Source organism: Alcanivorax sp. VBW004 (assembly GCF_009718865.1).
Classification (GTDB): domain Bacteria; phylum Pseudomonadota; class Gammaproteobacteria; order Pseudomonadales; family Alcanivoracaceae; genus Alcanivorax.
In genome coordinates, this window is record NZ_WNHC01000012.1 from 1 (window position 1) to 1270 (window position 1270).

General features: G+C 48.7%; 1 protein-coding gene. It reads right to left on the reverse strand.

Annotated elements, in window-relative coordinates; translation table 11 throughout:
* Positions 1–35: 35 nt before the first annotated feature.
* A protein-coding gene (locus F1529_RS17480) for an IS3 family transposase (protein WP_155137855.1) occupies positions 36–1216 on the reverse strand; the annotation gives its coding sequence in 2 pieces (ribosomal slippage) (positions 36–931 and positions 931–1216; 1182 coding nt in all).
* Between the last annotated feature and the right edge of the window lie 54 nt (positions 1217–1270).

The following is a 1270-nucleotide window of genomic DNA, read 5'->3' on the forward strand; positions in this document are numbered from 1 at the left end:
GTGATCTTCACCCGATAAAACGGACATATGCTTATTTACGCTGCCATTCCTTCATATTCCATTGGCGAACAATAGCCAATCCCTGAGTGCAGGCGTTTCCTGTTGTAATATTGGTTTATGTACCCACTCAGAGCATAGCGTAGCTCTGAAGCACTTTGGAATAATCGACCTCTCAATAACTCACCTTTCAATGTATGAAAGAACGACTCCATATGAGCATTATCCGTGCATTGACCAGGTCGGTTAAGGCTATGAGTAATTCCATGCTGCTTTAGGGCCAACTGATAATCAGCACCACGGTATTCAATCCCCCGATCTGTGTGGATCATTAGTCCTGCTTCCGGTTCACGCTTTCGCAATGCACTTGCCAGTGTCTTCCGTGTCGTTGCCGCTGTCCGGGATACATTAAGGCTCCACCCCACAATCCGGCGAGAATAAAGATCCATCACCGCTGACAGGTAATGCCACCGGTCCTTAACCTTAAGGTATGTAACATCTGCCACCCAGACTTTATTCATGGCCTTCGGCACACCACCATCCGGTCTCAAATTTTCCCCAGCAGCGATAAAGCGCTTCAAGCCGGGCTGACGACGGGTGACCTTCACCACTCTGGCGACCAGGCCGTGCTCACGCATCAATCTCGCCACTCGCTTTTGACCAATGGCAAGACCCTGCTTTTGAAGCACCTTGAAGATACGAGGGCTGCCGTAACGGCCATCGTTGGCGTCATAAATCGCTTTAATTCGTTTCGCCAACTCAGAATCTTCTATATCACGCTCGGATGGCTGACGCTTACACCAGTCGTAATAGCCACTACGTGACACGCCCAGCCACTCACAAAGAGCCTGCACCCCTAGCTCTTTTCCGAATCTCTGGACGAATCGATATCTAGCTGATGTTCCTCCGCAAGAAACCGTTGCCACTTTTTTAGTAGATCGTTCTCCTGCTTCAGCCTGGCATTATCTGCCTTGAGCCGCTTTAACTCAGCCAACTCTTTCTTCTTTTTACTGACATCAACAACTTTCTTGCGCTTATCGGTCACGATCTTCCCTTCTCGGTATTCTTTTCGCCAACGTGACAGCATGAAAGGGTGAATGTCGAGTGTTTTGGCAACAGCCTGAACTTGGATGCCATCCAGAAGGCTTAACTGAACTGCCTTGGCCTTAAATTCATCTGAATACTGCCAGGTCTTTCTTGGGTTGTTGTATCTGGGCATGGGACACCTCATCTTCTGTTAGATATTCGTGTCCGTTAAAGCGGGTTAGGATCA